18 protein-coding genes are annotated in these 16172 nt (G+C 40.9%); 10 read left to right on the top strand and 8 right to left on the bottom strand.

The features are described from left to right. Nucleotides 1–170 precede the first annotated feature (170 nt). Together pcrA and radC are read left to right on the top strand one after the other, a co-directional pair. A complete protein-coding gene (gene pcrA / locus O3652_RS02795) occupies nucleotides 171–2462 on the top strand; it encodes a DNA helicase PcrA (RefSeq protein WP_125413100.1) in 2292 nt (763 codons plus the stop codon). 42 nt (nucleotides 2463–2504) lie between these two features. Next, the gene (gene radC, locus O3652_RS02790; RefSeq protein ID WP_000286939.1) at nucleotides 2505–3185 is read left to right on the top strand and encodes a DNA repair protein RadC; all 681 of its coding nucleotides are present in this window, start codon (nucleotides 2505–2507) and stop codon (nucleotides 3183–3185) included. A 14-nt stretch (nucleotides 3186–3199) separates the two neighbouring features. Here the strand turns inward: radC and O3652_RS02785 are convergent, their stop codons facing one another. The 8 genes from O3652_RS02785 to O3652_RS02750 form a co-directional block, all read right to left on the bottom strand. Continuing rightward, a complete protein-coding gene (locus tag O3652_RS02785; RefSeq protein ID WP_125413099.1) occupies nucleotides 3200–3667 on the bottom strand; it encodes a hypothetical protein in 468 nt (155 codons plus the stop codon). A 24-nt stretch (nucleotides 3668–3691) separates the two neighbouring features. After that, the gene (locus tag O3652_RS02780; RefSeq protein WP_371590041.1) at nucleotides 3692–4381 is read right to left on the bottom strand and encodes a gamma-glutamyl-gamma-aminobutyrate hydrolase family protein; all 690 of its coding nucleotides are present in this window, start codon (nucleotides 4379–4381) and stop codon (nucleotides 3692–3694) included. Nucleotides 4382–4396: 15 nt separating this feature from the next. Next, a complete protein-coding gene (locus O3652_RS02775; protein ID WP_125413097.1) occupies nucleotides 4397–5038 on the bottom strand; it encodes a redox-sensing transcriptional repressor Rex in 642 nt (213 codons plus the stop codon). Nucleotides 5039–5120: 82 nt separating this feature from the next. Next, nucleotides 5121–5336, bottom strand: coding sequence for a DUF4649 family protein (locus O3652_RS02770; protein WP_000286091.1), 216 nt, complete (start codon nucleotides 5334–5336; stop codon nucleotides 5121–5123). Between the two features lie 6 nt (nucleotides 5337–5342). Continuing rightward, entirely contained in the window at nucleotides 5343–5690 is a 348-nt protein-coding gene (locus O3652_RS02765; protein ID WP_000863528.1) for a DUF1831 domain-containing protein, read from the bottom strand. Between the two features lie 4 nt (nucleotides 5691–5694). Continuing rightward, nucleotides 5695–6810, bottom strand: coding sequence for a cysteine desulfurase family protein (locus tag O3652_RS02760; protein ID WP_125413096.1), 1116 nt, complete (start codon nucleotides 6808–6810; stop codon nucleotides 5695–5697). A 9-nt stretch (nucleotides 6811–6819) separates the two neighbouring features. Then, a complete protein-coding gene (locus O3652_RS02755; protein WP_001283843.1) occupies nucleotides 6820–7779 on the bottom strand; it encodes a ribose-phosphate diphosphokinase in 960 nt (319 codons plus the stop codon). Between the two features lie 111 nt (nucleotides 7780–7890). Continuing rightward, nucleotides 7891–8460 (bottom strand): CYTH domain-containing protein, encoded by a 570-nt coding sequence (locus O3652_RS02750; RefSeq protein WP_125413095.1) that lies wholly within the window; start codon nucleotides 8458–8460, stop codon nucleotides 7891–7893. Between the two features lie 128 nt (nucleotides 8461–8588). Here O3652_RS02750 and O3652_RS02745 point away from each other — a divergent pair, with 128 nt between their 5' ends. The 8 genes from O3652_RS02745 to O3652_RS02710 all read left to right on the top strand — a co-directional run bounded on the left by O3652_RS02745 (nucleotide 8589) and on the right by O3652_RS02710 (nucleotide 16151). Then, nucleotides 8589–9260 (top strand): GTP pyrophosphokinase family protein, encoded by a 672-nt coding sequence (locus tag O3652_RS02745; RefSeq protein ID WP_000151555.1) that lies wholly within the window; start codon nucleotides 8589–8591, stop codon nucleotides 9258–9260. Beyond that, nucleotides 9244–10062, top strand: a complete 819-nt coding sequence (locus tag O3652_RS02740) for an NAD kinase (protein WP_000799063.1) — start codon at nucleotides 9244–9246, stop codon at nucleotides 10060–10062. The genes O3652_RS02745 and O3652_RS02740 overlap by 17 nt, the downstream gene beginning before the upstream one ends. Beyond that, a complete protein-coding gene (locus O3652_RS02735) occupies nucleotides 10059–10955 on the top strand; it encodes an RluA family pseudouridine synthase (protein ID WP_125413094.1) in 897 nt (298 codons plus the stop codon). The genes O3652_RS02740 and O3652_RS02735 overlap by 4 nt, the downstream gene beginning before the upstream one ends. Before the next feature lie 43 nt (nucleotides 10956–10998). After that, nucleotides 10999–11973: a phosphate acetyltransferase gene (pta, locus tag O3652_RS02730; protein WP_049484120.1), complete on the top strand. Its 975-nt coding sequence runs from the start codon at nucleotides 10999–11001 to the stop codon at nucleotides 11971–11973. 82 nt (nucleotides 11974–12055) lie between these two features. Beyond that, entirely contained in the window at nucleotides 12056–13234 is a 1179-nt protein-coding gene (gene mutY / locus O3652_RS02725; RefSeq protein WP_044020712.1) for an A/G-specific adenine glycosylase, read from the top strand. Between the two features lie 56 nt (nucleotides 13235–13290). Continuing rightward, complete coding sequence (gene yycF, locus O3652_RS02720) at nucleotides 13291–13998, top strand: response regulator YycF (protein ID WP_000722058.1); 708 nt, start codon at nucleotides 13291–13293, stop codon at nucleotides 13996–13998. Then, on the top strand, nucleotides 13991–15340 hold the full coding sequence (vicK, locus tag O3652_RS02715; RefSeq protein WP_000568720.1) for a cell wall metabolism sensor histidine kinase VicK: 1350 nt from the start codon (nucleotides 13991–13993) through the stop codon (nucleotides 15338–15340). Before yycF ends, vicK begins: the two co-directional genes overlap by 8 nt. Before the next feature lies 1 nt (nucleotide 15341). Next, nucleotides 15342–16151, top strand: coding sequence for an MBL fold metallo-hydrolase (locus O3652_RS02710; protein ID WP_001290607.1), 810 nt, complete (start codon nucleotides 15342–15344; stop codon nucleotides 16149–16151). Nucleotides 16152–16172 lie beyond the last annotated feature (21 nt).

The following is a 16172-nucleotide window of genomic DNA, read 5'->3' as shown; positions in this document are numbered from 1 at the left end:
TTTTAAATGAGTTTGGAAAATCTTTCCAAGCTCATTTTCTTGTCTAGATATGAGGAGTTGTCTTCAGCTGATAATAGAGTTACTTTCTAGACGCAATCAGTCTAGCTAAAGATATTTTCTCTAATTTCTGATATAATAGAAACATTGACTTCAAGAGTAAGGAAGAGAAAATGAACGCATTATTGAATGGAATGAATGACCGTCAAGCTGAGGCGGTGCAAACGACAGAAGGGCCCTTGTTAATCATGGCAGGGGCTGGTTCTGGAAAGACTCGTGTTTTAACTCACAGAATCGCCTACTTGATTGATGAAAAGATGGTCAATCCTTGGAATATCTTGGCCATTACCTTTACCAATAAGGCTGCTCGTGAGATGAAGGAGCGTGCCTATGGGCTTAATCCAGCTACTCAGGACTGTTTGATTGCGACCTTTCACTCCATGTGTGTTCGTATCCTGCGTCGCGATGCGGATCATATTGGCTACAATCGGAACTTCACCATTGTAGATCCCGGAGAACAGCGAACCCTCATGAAACGCATTCTCAAGCAATTAAACTTGGATCCTAAAAAATGGAATGAACGGACTATTTTGGGAACCATATCCAATGCTAAGAACGACCTAATTGATGATGTGGCTTATGCTGCTCAAGCTGGTGATATGTATACGCAAATCGTAGCTCAGTGTTACACAGCCTATCAAAAAGAGCTTCGTCAGTCTGAGTCCGTTGACTTTGATGATTTGATTATGTTGACTTTGCGTCTCTTTGATCAGAATCCTGATGTCTTGACCTACTATCAGCAGAAGTTCCAGTACATTCATGTTGATGAGTACCAAGATACCAACCATGCCCAGTATCAATTGGTCAAACTCTTGGCTTCACGCTTTAATAATATCTGTGTTGTTGGGGATGCGGACCAGTCTATCTACGGTTGGCGTGGTGCTGATATGCAGAATATCTTGGATTTTGAGAAAGATTACCCTAACGCCAAGGTAGTTTTGTTGGAAGAAAATTACCGTTCAACCAAAACCATTCTCCAAGCTGCCAATGACGTCATCAAAAACAATCAAAATCGTCGTCCCAAGAATCTCTGGACTCAGAATGCCGATGGGGAGCAAATCGTTTATTATGGCGCAAATGACGAACAAGACGAGGCTGTTTTTGTAGCCAAAACCATCGATGAACTTGGTCGTAGTCACAACTTCCTCCACAAAGATTTTGCAGTTCTTTATCGGACTAACGCCCAGTCTCGTACTATTGAGGAAGCCCTGCTCAAGTCCAATATTCCTTATACTATGGTTGGAGGGACTAAGTTCTACAGCCGTAAGGAAATCCGAGATATTATCGCCTATCTTAATCTCATTGCCAATCTGAGTGACAATATCAGTTTTGAGCGCATTATTAACGAACCAAAACGCGGAATTGGCCCAGGAACGGTTGAGAAAATCCGGGATTTTGCTAACCTACAAGAGATGTCTATGCTGGATGCTTCAGCCAATATCATGTTATCAAGAATCAAGGGCAAGGCAGCTCAGTCTATCTGGGAGTTCGCCAATATGATCTTGGATTTGCGAGAAAAACTGGATCAATTAACCATCACCGAGCTGGTGGAGGCTGTTCTAGAAAAAACAGGTTATATCGATATTCTCAATGCTCAAGCGACCTTAGAAAGCAAGGCTCGGGTTGAAAATATCGAAGAGTTCCTATCTGTTACCAAGAATTTTGACGACAATCCTGATAGTCAAGAAGAGGAAACAGGTTTAGATAAACTCAGTCGTTTCTTGAATGACTTGGCTTTGATTGCAGATACAGATACAGGCAGTCAGGAGACATCAGAAGTGACCTTGATGACCCTCCATGCAGCTAAGGGACTTGAGTTCCCAGTTGTCTTTATCATTGGGATGGAGGAGAATGTCTTTCCGCTTAGTCGCGCAGCTGAAGATCCGGATGAACTGGAAGAAGAACGTCGTTTGGCCTATGTAGGAATTACGCGTGCGGAGAAAATTCTCTATCTGACCAATGCCAACTCACGTTTGCTTTTTGGGCGTACCAACTACAATCGTCCGACTCGTTTTATCAATGAAATTAGTTCGGACTTGATTGAATATCAAGGCTTGGCTCGTCCGGCGAATACTAGCTTTAAGGCATCTTATAGCAGTGGTGGAGTGGCCTTTGGTCAAGGTATGAGCCTAGCTCAGGCCCTTCAAGAACGGAAACGGAATGCTGCACCAAGCTCTATCCAGTCAAGTGGTCTTCCGTTTGGACAGTTAGCAGCCGGAAATAAAAAAGATTCAAGCGATACCAACTGGTCTATTGGGGATATTGCTCTCCACAAGAAGTGGGGAGAGGGAACTGTTCTGGAAGTCTCTGGTAGCGGTGATACTCAGGAACTAAAAATCAATTTCCCAGAAGTCGGTCTGAAAAAACTCTTAGCTAGTGTAGCCCCAATTGAGAAAAAAATCTAATTTTTCGTCCTTCTCACGAATAATAAAGTGAGGAGGATTTTTATGTACAGTATTTCATTCCAAGAAGATTCACTCTTGCCTAGAGAAAGACTAGTTAAAGAAGGAGTAGAGGCGCTGAGCAATCAAGAGTTGTTAGCTATTTTGCTCAGAACGGGAACGCGTCAGGCAAATGTCTTTGAAATTGCCCAAAAAGTCTTGAATAGTCTTAACAGTCTAACTGATTTGAAAAAAATGACCCTGCAGGAATTGCAAAGTCTGTCTGGAATTGGACGTATTAAAGCCATTGAATTACAAGCGGTGATTGAACTGGGGCATCGTATTCACAAACACGAAACTCTTGAGATGGAAAGTATTCTCAGTAGTCAAAAGCTAGCCAAGAAAATGCAACAGGAACTTGGCGACAAAAAACAAGAGCACCTAGTGGCGCTCTATCTCAATACTCAAAATCAAATCATTCATCAGCAAACTATTTTTATCGGATCTGCGACACGCAGCATTGCTGAACCGAGGGAAATTCTTCACTATGCCCTCAAGCATATGGCTACCTCAGTGATTCTCGTTCACAATCATCCATCTGGTGCAGTATCTCCTAGTCGAAACGACGACCATGTCACTAAACTAGTCAAGGAAGCCTGCGAACTGATGGGAATTGTTTTCTTGGACCATTTGATTGTCTCGCACTCGGATTACTTTAGTTACCGTGAAAAGACGGATTTGATTTAAGATTACACATGATCTTACTCAATCACTTTTAAAACATAGGAATCTACTTCTGTCAAATTGATAACAGGAAGAGGTTTTATCGTGGGTACAAGTAAATTTTCTTGAACGATAAAGTCGACAATTGCATTGAAATCTTCGATTTTATAATATCTTTTTTTATGAATGAGAATATCTCTGTAAAAGTAAAGACTTGAATGAAATTTACTTTTTAGTTTAGCATCTGCCTTTTTAGACATTTCTTTCAGCTGTTTTTCTTTTTCTTTTTGAGATAGTTTATCGAAATTCTCTTTATTCTTAGAAAAAGATTGGTAACTTTCCGCTGTTAAAAGTCTATAGAGATTAGAAAGATGAAAGCAAACACTTATTTCTTTTTCATTGTTTGATAAGAAAAGATTAGCTTCCTTTTTCTTATAAGATATGAAAAAGGAAGCTTCTATATCTCTCAAAATCTCATGAGTAGAAGGTATTTTAATTTCATTCATGATTTAATAACCTATTTATAAGTCCTAGAGTTCGTTAACAACATAGTCAAATAGCATTTTATCTTTGGGGCGATTCTCAAAGAGAAATTCAGGATGCCATTGAACACCAAGATAAGGAAAGCCGTCCGTAGTGGTCACAGCCTCAATGATTCCATCTTTAGGATCATGTGCTACAACCTTAAGATTTGAGGCTAGATCTTTAATGCTCTGGTGGTGGAAGGAGTTGATGTGAGAGATTTCTCCATAGATTTCTCGGAGAATGGTATCAGGTTCCGTTACGAGGCGTTGGGTAGTGTATTCGGCTGAACAGTCCTGCCAATGATCCTCGATATCTTGGTGAAGCGTACCTCCCATGGCGACATTAAAAAGTTGAGTACCCCTACAAACAGAGAAAATTGGTTTCTTTTGCTTAATCGCTTCTTTGATAAGTGTTAGTTCAAAAATATCTCTTTGAAGATGGTAGTCATCACTATCAATAGCCTTTGATTCACCATAGTATTTTGGATCAACATTTTGCCCACCCGTTAGGATGAGCTTATCAATGATACTGATGTAATAGGCAGCCATTTCTTGATCACCAATCGGTAGGATGATTGGAATTCCGCCAGCGTCCTTGACTCCTTCAACGAAGCCCTTTGCTGCATAGCTCATCATGATGTCATCATCTGGATGAGCTTTTTCATTTCCTGTAATCCCAATAACTGGTTTTTTCATAAATGCTTTCGCTTTCTAATCCTCTTTACGCATAAAATAGAGGAGGGTTTGGAGTTCGCTTGTCAAATCGACATACTGAACGACCACATCTTTTGGGAGGTGAAGGTGAACAGGGGAAAAACTGAGAATACCTTTTATACCTGCCTCAACCAAAAGATTGGCAACTTCTTGTGATTTAACACTTGGAACTGTTAGGATAGCAGTTTTGACATCTGCTTCTTTGATTTTTTCTTTAATCTGTGAGATACCATAGATTGGAATTCCATCAGGTGTCTGGCTTCCAACTTCTGGATGGTCATCTAGGTCAAAGGCCATGATAATTTTCATCTTGTTACGCTCGTGGAAGCGGTAGTGGAGAAGGGCGTGTCCCATATTTCCGATTCCAACCAACATAACATTTGTAATTGAGTTATCATTTAGGAGATCAGCAAAAAAATTCATCAATTTTTTGACATCGTAACCAAAACCACGACGACCTAGTTCACCAAAATAGGAAAAATCCCGACGAACGGTCGCAGAATCGATTCCGATAGCCTCTGCAATTTGCTTGGAGTTGGCACGTTCGATTTTTTCTGCATGAAATCTCTTGAAAATTCGATAGTAAAGTGAGAGTCTTTTTGCTGTTGCTTTTGGAATAGCAGACTGTTTATCTTTCACAAAATCACAACCTTTCTATTCTTCTATTTTATAGAAACATTGTGAAAAAATCAACAAAAACAAGAAAAAACTAAGAAATTTCTTAGTTTTTATCTGAAAAATGAGCTTGTGATAGAAAACGGTAGAGATCGCCAACCAATCCTTGATAAATCACCTTATCATTCAGCGTTAAGGAGCTGATTAGGAGAGTATCAGGTAGGGTCACACAGCCTGATAGAGATAACATGAGCTCTTCGTAATCCTTATATTCAAGTATACGTTCTACGTGATAGTTATCTTGATAGGTAAGTCGATACATAGTCAATTATCTTTCTTCTTTAGTGAAGATACCGCGTTCTACTAAACTGTCCATGAGGAAGTAGAATTTTTCTTGGTGAATATGGTGATCTTCTGATTTAAAGATATTCACCAAACGAAGGCCAGATTTGTCAGTGATGTTGAGTTTAGCACCTGTAAGGTCTTTATTGATGATGATTTTTAGGTTGAAACCTTCACCACTGTTGGGTACTTTTTCAAGTAGACGAGTCAGTTCGTAGTTTCCAACTTTTGTTTCAAAGAAAGTATTGTCTTTCAGTGTGAACTTTTTGACAGTTGGGCTAAGTGTATAGTCGTAGCGGCAGTTTTGTAGTTTAATGGTTTTTTCGAATGCCATTAGATTAATCTCCAATAATATTTTTTAAGGTTTGTGCGAGTTGTTTCAGTTCCTCCTCAGTGTTAAGAGGAGAGAGACTGATACGGACAGATTCTTTCAATCGATGTGAATCTGGTCCATAAAATGCTTCAAGCACATGACTGGTTTGCACAATACCAGCAGTACAAGCGGAACCGGTAGAAATTGAAATTCCCTCAAGGTCTAACCGAAGTAAAAGCAAATCATTTTTCTGACCAGGAAAACCGATATTCAAAACATAAGGCAGTTGGTCTTGACTTTCATTGAGATAGTAGTCTAAATCGGAAATCTCTTCTAGAAAAACTGTTTTAAGGTCACTTAGTTTTTGGTAATAATCAACTTGACAATCCAGATCTTCTTTGAGAGCAGACACCATGCCTACAATGGCAGCAAGGTTTTCTGTTCCAGCGCGTTTCTTTTGTTCTTGGTCTCCACCGTGAAGGTAGGAATCAAAGTCCGCGGAAGAAGCATAAAGAAAACCGACTCCTTTTGGTCCATGGAATTTGTGGGCAGAAGCACTGAGGAAATCAATTCCTAATTCCTCGGGATGGATAGGAATTTTTCCGATAGCTTGAACAGCATCTACATGATAAGCAGCAGGGTGCTCTTTTAAAATACGTCCAATCTCAGCGATAGGTAAGAGGCTACCTGTTTCATTATTGGCATACATGGTGGAAACAAGAATGGTATCGTCACGTAAGGCTTCTTGAATTTGCTGGGCAGTTATTTCTTGATTTACTGGTTGGATGATGGTCGCTTCAAAACCAAAATGTTGCACCAGATAATCAATAGTCTCAAGCACAGAATGGTGTTCAATAGCTGTCGTAATGATATGTTTTCCACGTTTTTGATGACGGAGACAATAGCCAATAATGGCTGTATTGTTACTTTCTGTACCACCAGACGTGAAAAAGATATGTTGAGGTTTGGTTCCTAGTAAGTGGGCTAAGTCTTGACGAGCTTCTCGCAAGAGTTTCCCAGCTTGTCGACCATGGCCATGAATACTAGAAGGATTACCATGAGTTTCTTGCATGACCTTGGTCATTTCTGCAATAGCTACTGCTGACATAGGAGTCGTAGCAGCATTGTCCAAATAAATCAAAGAATCACCTTATTTCTTTTTGTTGTAAGCAAAGAGTGGGCTGACTGGTTTTCTTTCATGGATGCGGACGATAGCATCTCCGATTAATTCGCTAGCAGTAATGTAACATACATTTTCTGGAGTTCTTTCTTTGGTTGCTACTGAGTCTGTCACAAGGATTTCTTTGATGTTTGTAGCGTCAAGAAGGTCTGCTGCACCTTCAACAAATAAACCGTGACTGGATACTGCATAAATCTCAGTTGCGCCTTCACGTTCAACGATTTTGGCTGCTTCAGAGAAAGTACGACCAGTATTTAGGATATCGTCAATCAAGATAGCCTTCTTGCCTTCAACATCCCCAATGATATAGCCTTCGTTACGATCAGAATCGTCTTGGGCGTAGTCAATGATAGCAATAGGAGCATCAAGGTATTCAGCCAAACTACGTGCACGTTTAACACCAGAGTTCTTTGGACTGACAACAACAACATCAGAACCAAGAAGTCCTTTATCACAGTAGTGCTTAGCAAATAGAGGAACAGTATAAAGATTGTCTACAGGAATGTCAAAGAAACCTTGGACCTGAACAGCATGGAGGTCAAGCGTTAGAACACGGCTTACACCAGCTTTGACAAGCATATTGGCGACTAGTTTTGCAGTGAGGGGTTCGCGAGAAGAAGCGATACGATCCTGACGCGCATAACCAAAGTAAGGAAGGACAACGTTGATACTATGAGCACTTGCACGTACACAAGCATCAACCATGATCAACAACTCCATCAAGTGGTTGCTAACAGGGTAGCTGGTTGACTGGATGATGTAGACATCGTAACCACGGACACTTTCTTCAATGTTGACCTGGATTTCGCCGTCAGAAAATTGTCGAGAGGATAACTTCCCGAGAGGTACACCAACTGTATCCGCAATCTTTTGAGCGATTTCATGGTTAGAGTTTAGGGTGAAAAGTTTCATGTTGTTTCTATCTGACATTATAGACCGTCCTCTGTAAACTTTGCGAATCTTCTCTGAGAAAGTTTTGTTTTTCAAAGCCAGATTCTTTTATTTTTATCTTTTCTATTTTACCAAAAAAAGGAGATTATTTCAGCTTTTTTTCATGCTTTTAATAAAACGAATTAATTTTGATGGAGCTTTCTGATAAGTAATCTGATTTTCATCTAAAAATCTCTGAAAATGTTCTTTCCCTTTTTCATGGTCGGTGACTTCAAGCTCGAGTTCATAGTCCGTCTGGTCAAAGTATCGACTTTCATCTAAGGCCATTAAGCCAATTTCAGTTTTCATTTCATAACGTAGAGTGGAAAGACAGCCTAGAACTAACCAGTCATGGCTTTCGATGCCAATCTTAGAGAGCTTCTCTAGAACGAGACCCTGAGGTAGTTTTTGTTTTTCTAGGTATGATTCAGCTTCTGGAAGAGTTAGTTTCTGGTTGTATTCCATATTTCCTACAGTTTGAGGTACTTTTAAGGTCAATTCCGCCCAATCTGAAAAGGTGCGAATGCGCATGGCAACCTTCTTTTCACGCAATTGGAAATCTGGTGTGTCAATGTAGTAGTTTTTCTGAAAGACGGGTTGGATATGGGAAAACTGTTTTTTTAGATGATCATATTCCTCTTTTTTCAGAAGTGTTTTCAATTCTATTTCTAAATGTTTCATTTTTTCAACCTTTTCTATATCTTTGAAAGCGATTTATGGTATAATGGACAATGTATTTATTGTATACGAATGTACTGAAAAAATCAAAGATTTTCGACAGAGCAATCAAACATTACAAGGGAGAAAGTATGACCATAGAATGGGAAGAATTTTTAGATCCTTACATTCAGGCTGTTGGTGAATTGAAGATTAAACTTCGGGGAATTCGCAAACAGTATCGTAAGCAAAACAAGCATTCTCCGATTGAGTTTGTAACGGGTCGGGTAAAACCGATTGAAAGTATCAAAGAAAAAATGGCTCGTCGAGGAATTACATATGCAAGTCTGGAACATGATCTGCAAGACATTGCTGGTTTACGTGTCATGGTTCAGTTCGTTGATGACGTTAAAGAAGTAGTTGAGATTCTACGTAAACGCCAAGATATGAGAGTCGTTCAGGAACGAGATTATATCACTCATCGTAAGGCTTCAGGTTATCGTTCTTATCACGTGGTTGTCGAGTACACGGTTGATACGATCAACGGAGCGAAGACGATTTTGGCGGAGATTCAAATACGGACGTTAGCCATGAATTTCTGGGCTACGATTGAACACTCGCTCAATTATAAATATCAGGGCGATTTTCCAGAAGAAATCAGGAAAAGACTGGAAATCACGGCCAAAATAGCCTATCAACTGGATGAAGAAATGGGTAAGATTCGTGATGATATCCAGGAAGCGCAGGCTCTCTTTGATCCATTGAGCAGAAAACTAAACGATGGTGTAGGAAATAGTGACGATACAGATGAAGAATACAGGTAAACGAGTTGACCTCATAGCAAATAGAAAGCCACAAAGTCAGAAGGTCTTGCATGAGCTGAGGGAAAAACTCAAGAAACAACATTTTATACTGAACGATACCAATCCCGACATCGTCATTTCGATTGGTGGCGACGGGATGCTTTTGTCTGCTTTTCACAAGTATGAGAATCAGTTAGACAAGGTTCGATTTGTAGGTGTTCATACAGGGCATTTGGGATTTTACACAGATTATCGTGATTTTGAGCTGGATCAGTTGGTGACCAATCTTTTACTAGATACTGGTGCCAAAGTTTCCTATCCAGTCTTGAATGTCAAGGTAACGCTTGAAAATGGAGAAGTGAAAATCTTCCGTGCTTTAAATGAAGCCAGTATCCGTCGATCAGATCGGACCATGGTTGCGGATATCATCATTAACCACGTTCCGTTTGAGAGATTTCGTGGAGATGGAGTGACTGTTTCAACGCCGACGGGAAGTACCGCCTACAACAAATCCTTGGGTGGAGCTGTCTTGCATCCTACCATTGAAGCCTTGCAGTTGACGGAGATAGCGAGTCTTAACAACCGAGTCTATCGCACTTTGGGGTCATCGATCATTATTCCCAAAAAAGATAAGATTGAACTTTTGCCGACACGCAATGATTACCACACGATATCAGTCGATAACAGCGTCTATTCCTTCCGTAATATCGAACGGATTGAGTATCAAATCGACCATCACAAGATCCACTTCGTAGCGACACCAAGCCACACTAGTTTCTGGAATCGTGTTAAAGATGCCTTCATCGGCGAGGTGGATGAATGAGGTTCGAATTTATCGCAGATGACCACGTCAAAGTCAAAACTTTCCTCAAGAAACATGAGGTTTCTAAGGGACTTTTGGCTAAGATTAAGTTTCGAGGCGGGGCTATACTGGTCAATGACCAACCTCAAAATGCGACTTATCTCTTAGATATTGGAGACAGGGTGACTATTGACATTCCAGCAGAGGAAGGATTTGAAACCTTGGAGGCCATCGATCGTCCACTGGATATTCTCTATGAGGATGACCATTTTCTAGTTTTGAACAAGCCTTATGGAATAGCTTCCATCCCCAGTGTCAATCATTCCAATACCATTGCCAATTTTATCAAGGGCTACTATGTCAAGCAAAACTATGAAAACCAGCAAGTTCACATCGTGACTAGGCTTGATAGAGATACTTCTGGTTTGATGCTCTTTGCCAAGCACGGCTATGCTCATGCACGGTTGGACAAGCAACTGCAGCGAAAGTCTATCGAAAAAAGGTATTTTGCACTGGTTAAAGGAGATGGTGTCTTGGAGCCAGAAGGAGAGATTATCGCCCCAATTGCGCGTGATGTGGACTCCATTATCACGAGACGGGTTGCCAAAGATGGGAAATACGCTCATACATCTTACAAAGTTGTAGCGTCTTATGGAAATATTCACCTAGTCGATATTCGCCTGCATACTGGACGAACTCATCAAATTCGAGTGCATTTTTCTCACATCGGTTTTCCTTTGTTGGGAGACGATTTGTATGGTGGTAGTCTGGATGATGGTATCCAACGTCAGGCTCTGCATTGCCATTATTTATCTTTTTATCATCCTTTTCTAGAGCAAGATTTGCAATTAGAAAGCCCCTTACCGGATGATTTCAGCAATCTTATTACTCAGTTATCAACTAATACTCTTTAAAAATTGTTTGGAGTATAATTTATTTTCTAAAAGGAGAAAACTCATGGAAGTTTTTGAAAGTCTCAAAGCCAACCTGGTTGGCAAAAATGCTCGTATCGTTCTCCCTGAAGGGGAAGAGCCACGTATTCTCCAAGCGACAAAACGCTTGGTAAAAGAAACAGAAGTAATTCCTGTTTTGCTCGGAAACCCTGAAAAAATTAAAATTTATCTTGAAATCGAAGGGATCATGGATGGTTATGAAGTAATTGACCCTCAACACTATCCTCGATTTGAAGAAATGGTTGCTGCTTTAGTAGAGCGTCGTAAGGGCAAAATGACTGAAGAAGAAGCGCGCAAAGTTTTGGTTGAAGATGTCAACTACTTTGGTGTGATGTTGGTATACTTGGGCTTGGTTGACGGTATGGTATCTGGTGCGATTCACTCAACTGCCTCAACAGTTCGCCCAGCCCTTCAAATCATCAAAACTCGTCCAAATGTAACTCGTACTTCAGGTGCTTTCCTCATGGTTCGTGGTACGGAACGTTACCTATTTGGAGACTGTGCCATTAACATCAATCCAGATGCAGAAGCTTTGGCTGAAATTGCGATCAATTCAGCAATCACAGCTAAGATGTTTGGTATTGAACCTAAAATTGCTATGCTAAGCTATTCTACTAAAGGTTCAGGATTTGGTGAAAGTGTTGATAAGGTCGTAGAAGCAACTAAAATTGCTCACGACTTGCGCCCTGACCTTGAGATTGATGGTGAATTGCAATTTGACGCTGCCTTTGTTCCTGAAACTGCAGCTCTTAAAGCTCCAGGAAGTAATGTAGCTGGTCAAGCAAATGTCTTTGTCTTCCCAGGTATCGAAGCAGGAAATATTGGGTACAAGATGGCAGAACGTCTCGGTGGTTTTGCGGCTGTCGGACCTGTTTTGCAAGGATTGAACAAACCAGTTAACGACCTTTCTCGTGGATGTAATGCAGATGATGTCTACAAGTTGACCCTTATCACAGCAGCTCAAGCAGTTCATCAATAAGATTTAGTCCTCTTTCCCATGGGAAGAGGCTTTTTAGTACTGAGAAAAGGACAGTTAGAAGCTTCTATGTTATACTAGATATATGTTAGATTTGAAAGAATACGGTATCGTCATGTGGCCGGAGGAGAAGATTATTTCTTTTCGTGAAAAACTCCTCAACTGGTATGATGAAAACAAGCGAGATTTGCCTTGGCGGAGAAGTAAAAATCCTTATCACATCTGGGTATCTGAAATCATGCTTCAGCAGACCAGAGTGGATACAGTTATTCCATACTACGAACGATTCTTGGACTGGTTTCCAACTGTTGAAAGTCTGGCGAATGCCCCTGAAGAGCGTCTGCTGAAGGCTTGGGAGGGATTGGGCTATTATTCACGAGTGCGCAATATGCAGGCTGCAGCTCAGCAGATTATGACTGACTTTGGGGGGCAATTTCCAAATACCTATGAAGGAATATCTTGCCTGAAAGGGATTGGCCCTTACACTGCGGGAGCTATTTCCAGTATCGCTTTTAATTTGCCTGAGCCAGCGGTCGATGGCAATGTCATGCGGGTTTTGGCACGCTTGTTTGAGGTTAATCATGATATCGGAGTTCCCAGCAATCGAAAGATTTTCCAAGCGATGATGGAAATCTTGATTGACCCGAAACGACCAGGTGACTTTAACCAAGCTCTGATGGATTTAGGGTCGGATATAGAGGCTCCAGTTAATCCTAGACCAGAAGAAAGCCCTGTTAAGGACTTTAGCGCAGCCTATCAGAACGGAACTATGGATGTATATCCGATTAAAGAACCCAAGAAAAAGCCCCTCCCAATCTATCTCAAGGCTTTGGTTGTGCGCAATGACCGTGGGCAATATTTACTTGAGAAAAACGAAAGCGAGAAACTACTAGCCGGTTTTTGGCATTTCCCCCTGATCGAAGTTGATGATTTCTCAAGTGATGACGATCAGCTAGATCTCTTTTCTCAAGTCAAAGAGGAAAGCAGAGCATTTGGACCAAGCCCTCAAGAAAACTTTGAGCAGGATTATGATTTAGAAGTGAATTGGTCTCATCAAGTATTTGACCAGGTCAAGCATGTATTTAGTCATCGGAAATGGCACATTAAAATCCTAGCTGGTCAGGTGACAGAAACAAAACAGTTTTCGGACAGAGAAATTCGTTGGGTTTCTCCTCAGGAGTTTTCTGATTATCCACTTGCGAAACCTCAACAAAAAATTTGGCAGGCTTATAAAATAAGTTTTGAAGATGAAGGCTTACAGTAGCCATTTGTGCCTTCTTTGCATTTTTTTGTTATAATAGATAGAGAAAAGGTGATAAAATGAAAAAAATATTAATTGTAGATGATGAGAAACCAATCTCAGATATTATTAAGTTTAATATGGCCAAGGAAGGTTATGAAGTCGTTACAGCCTTCAATGGTCGTGAGGCAATCGAGCTATTTGAAGCTGAGCAACCGGATATTATTATCCTCGACTTGATGCTACCTGAAATCGATGGTTTAGAAGTTGCTAAAGCTATTCGTAAGACTAGTAGCGTGCCAATTATCATGCTATCAGCTAAGGATAGCGAGTTTGACAAGGTTATTGGTTTAGAGTTAGGTGCAGATGATTATGTTACAAAACCTTTCTCAAACCGTGAGTTGCAGGCTCGTGTCAAGGCTCTGCTTCGTCGTACCGACCTAGTTTCTGTGGATAGCCAAGAGTCTGATGAGAAGAAGACGCAGCCTTTACAAATTGGTGATTTGGAAATCGTTCCAGATGCTTACGTGGCGAAGAAATATGGTGAGGAATTAGATTTAACCCACCGTGAGTTTGAACTCTTGTATCACTTGGCATCTCATATTGGACAAGTGATTACACGTGAACACTTGCTTGAGACTGTATGGGGTTATGACTATTTTGGTGATGTTCGTACTGTGGACGTGACCATTAGACGCTTGCGTGAGAAAATAGAAGATACTCCAAGTCGTCCAGAGTACATTCTCACACGTCGTGGTGTTGGATACTATATGAGAAATAATGATTGAAGATATTAGACAAACTATTCTGACCAGCGATTTTATCTTTATCTTGATTTTACTGGGCTTTATCCTGGTGGTGACCTTGCTGTTACTGGAAAATCGTCGGGATAATATCCGTCTGAAGGAGATAAATCAAAAGGTTAAGGACTTGATTGCAGGTGATTATTCTCAAGTTTTGGACTTGCAAGGAAGTACAGAAATCACCAATATCACCAATAATCTGAACGATTTGTCAGAAGTTATTCGTTTGACCCAAGAAAATCTGGAACAAGAGAGTAAACGATTGAACAGTATTCTTTCTTACATGACAGATGGCGTTCTTGCGACCAATCGTCGTGGCCAGATTACTATGATCAACGATATGGCCAAGAAACAGCTCGGTGTGCAGAAAGAAGATGTTCTGAATAAAAGCATCCTTGAATTGCTTAAGATAGAAGATGAGTATGAGCTGCGTGATCTAATTACACAGATTCCTGAGTTGACGATTGACTCCCAGGATGTGAATGGGGAATACCTGAGCCTTCGTGTACGTTTTGCTCTGGTTCGTCGTGAGTCAGGTTTCATCTCTGGTTTGGTTGCCGTTTTACATGATACGACCGAGCAGGAGAAGGAAGAGCGTGAGCGAAGACTCTTTGTTTCGAACGTGAGTCACGAGTTGCGAACTCCTTTGACCAGTGTTAAATCTTATCTTGAAGCCTTGGACGAGGGAGCTCTGTATGATCCTGTTGCTCCTGATTTTATCAAGGTTTCACTCGATGAAACCAACCGTATGATGCGGATGGTGACAGATCTCTTGCATCTCTCTCGTATTGATAATGCGACCACTCAGTTAGATGTGGAATTGATTAATTTTACAGCATTCATCACCTTTATTCTCAACCGCTTTGATAAGATGAGAAGCCAGGATGACGAGAAAAAATATGAGCTTGTCAGAGATTACCCTATTAATTCAGTTTGGATCGAGATTGATACCGATAAGATGACTCAGGTGATTGATAATATTCTTAACAATGCCATTAAGTACTCACCAGATGGTGGGAAAATCACTGTCAGCATGAAAACTACTGATGACCAGATGATTTTATCCATCAAAGACCAAGGTCTAGGTATTCCAAAGCAAGATTTGCCTAAGATTTTTGACCGCTTCTACCGTGTGGATCGTGCAAGAAGCCGGGCTCAAGGTGGAACTGGTCTAGGTCTGGCGATCGCAAAAGAAATCATCAAACAACACAATGGCTTTATATGGGCCAAAAGTGAATACGGTAAGGGCTCAACCTTTACCATAGTGCTCCCTTATGATAAGGATGCCGTAAAAGAAGAAATATGGGAGGACGAAATAGAAGACTAGAATGAGTGAAAAAGGCTTTAAATACAGTATTTTAGCATCAGGTTCCAGTGGAAATTCCTTTTATCTGGAAACCCCAAAAAAGAAAATCCTAGTAGATGCAGGCCTGTCTGGTAAGAAAATTACAAGTCTGCTAGCTGAAATCAATCGCAAACCAGAAGATCTGGATGCGATTTTGATTACGCATGAGCACTCAGACCATATCCATGGAGTCGGTGTCTTGGCTCGTAAATATGGCATGGATCTTTACGCCAATGAAAAGACTTGGCAGGCTATGGAAAATAGTAAGTATCTTGGCAAGGTTGATTCTTCGCAAAAGCATATCTTTGAAATGGGCAAAACCAAAACCTTTGGTGATATCGATATTGAGAGTTTTGGTGTTAGCCATGATGCGGCAGCACCACAGTTTTACCGATTTATGAAAGACGACAAGAGCTTCGTCATGCTGACCGATACAGGTTATGTAAGTGACCGTATGGCAGGAATTGTCGAGAATGCGGACGGCTACCTCATCGAGTCCAACCACGATGTGGAGATTTTGCGAGCAGGATCTTACGCTTGGCGTCTCAAACAGCGAATCCTGTCGGATCTCGGTCACCTCTCTAACGAAGACGGTGCTGAGGCCATGATTCGTGCAATGGGAAATCGAACAAAGAAAATCTATCTTGGTCACTTGTCCAAAGAGAACAATATCAAGGAGCTGGCTCATATGACTATGGTCAATCAGTTAGCCCAGGCTGATCTGGGAGTTGGAGTAGACTTTAAGGTTTATGATACCTCACCAGATACTGCAACTCCATTGACAGATATATAAAAAGAAGGCGAGTGCCTTCTT

Source organism: Streptococcus sp. 27098_8_23 (assembly GCF_041432195.1).
In the GTDB taxonomy this organism is placed as follows: Bacteria; Bacillota; Bacilli; order Lactobacillales; family Streptococcaceae; genus Streptococcus.
Note: the sequence above shows the minus strand (reverse complement) of the source record. Positions and strands in the feature narration are given on the sequence as shown.

Bases quoted from the DNA above. Each gene is read 5' to 3' on its own strand.
- O3652_RS02780 (WP_371590041.1), bottom strand. From the start codon at position 4,381: ATGAAAAAACCAGTTATTGGGATTACAGGAAATGAAAAAGCTCATCCA.
- O3652_RS02710 (WP_001290607.1), top strand. From the start codon at position 15,342: ATGAGTGAAAAAGGCTTTAAATACAGTATTTTAGCATCAGGTTCCAGT.
- O3652_RS02750 (WP_125413095.1), bottom strand. From the start codon at position 8,460: ATGAAACATTTAGAAATAGAATTGAAAACACTTCTGAAAAAAGAGGAA.
- yycF (WP_000722058.1), top strand. From the start codon at position 13,291: ATGAAAAAAATATTAATTGTAGATGATGAGAAACCAATCTCAGATATT.
- pta (WP_049484120.1), top strand. From the start codon at position 10,999: ATGGAAGTTTTTGAAAGTCTCAAAGCCAACCTGGTTGGCAAAAATGCT.
- O3652_RS02735 (WP_125413094.1), top strand. From the start codon at position 10,059: ATGAGGTTCGAATTTATCGCAGATGACCACGTCAAAGTCAAAACTTTC.
- vicK (WP_000568720.1), top strand. From the start codon at position 13,991: ATGATTGAAGATATTAGACAAACTATTCTGACCAGCGATTTTATCTTT.
- O3652_RS02770 (WP_000286091.1), bottom strand. From the start codon at position 5,336: ATGTATCGACTTACCTATCAAGATAACTATCACGTAGAACGTATACTT.
- O3652_RS02755 (WP_001283843.1), bottom strand. From the start codon at position 7,779: ATGTCAGATAGAAACAACATGAAACTTTTCACCCTAAACTCTAACCAT.
- O3652_RS02785 (WP_125413099.1), bottom strand. From the start codon at position 3,667: ATGAATGAAATTAAAATACCTTCTACTCATGAGATTTTGAGAGATATA.
- pcrA (WP_125413100.1), top strand. From the start codon at position 171: ATGAACGCATTATTGAATGGAATGAATGACCGTCAAGCTGAGGCGGTG.
- radC (WP_000286939.1), top strand. From the start codon at position 2,505: ATGTACAGTATTTCATTCCAAGAAGATTCACTCTTGCCTAGAGAAAGA.
- O3652_RS02740 (WP_000799063.1), top strand. From the start codon at position 9,244: ATGAAGAATACAGGTAAACGAGTTGACCTCATAGCAAATAGAAAGCCA.
- mutY (WP_044020712.1), top strand. From the start codon at position 12,056: ATGTTAGATTTGAAAGAATACGGTATCGTCATGTGGCCGGAGGAGAAG.
- O3652_RS02745 (WP_000151555.1), top strand. From the start codon at position 8,589: ATGACCATAGAATGGGAAGAATTTTTAGATCCTTACATTCAGGCTGTT.
- O3652_RS02765 (WP_000863528.1), bottom strand. From the start codon at position 5,690: ATGGCATTCGAAAAAACCATTAAACTACAAAACTGCCGCTACGACTAT.